We start from the raw sequence: 459 nt of genomic DNA, 5'->3' as shown, positions 1-459 counted from the left end.
ATCCTGGGCACCGCACCGCTCCGGGTTGCGCAGGCAGAACTCACGCCCCTCCTGGTCGAAGTCGATGCACCCCGTGAGCCCGCACAGCAGCCCGCCCACCAGCACCACGCATCGCAGGAACACGCTCACGGCCACCTCCCGGAGACAAAGGCAGACGTCCCATCCGTGCCCAGCGCCAGCGTCCCGGGTGCCTCGGAAGAGCCCAGCAGGTACATGCCCGCGGACAGGCCCAGTCCCGCCACGCCCGCGCCCGCGAGCACCCACCCCACCGTCTGGAAGGTCTTTCCTCGCGACACGCTCCGGTCCACGTCCGCGGAGGAGGTCAGGCTCGCGTCGTCGTTCCGCAACCGGGACCGCTCGCTCCGGGCCTGGAAGTAGGAGACCCCACCGCCCACCAGCAACACCCCACCCACCGCCGCGGGGATCCACGCCCGGGCACGCGGACCGCCGCTCCCGGAG

General features: G+C 72.3%; 1 pseudogene. It reads right to left on the bottom strand.

From position 1 onward, the window contains the following. Window positions 1-125: 125 nt before the first annotated feature. A pseudogene (locus tag D7Y13_RS46350) lies at window positions 126-459 on the bottom strand (hypothetical protein); the annotation flags it as partial.

This window comes from Corallococcus praedator, assembly GCF_003612125.1.
Classification (GTDB): Bacteria; Myxococcota; Myxococcia; order Myxococcales; family Myxococcaceae; genus Corallococcus; species Corallococcus praedator.
Note: the sequence above shows the minus strand (reverse complement) of the source record. Positions and strands in the feature narration are given on the sequence as shown.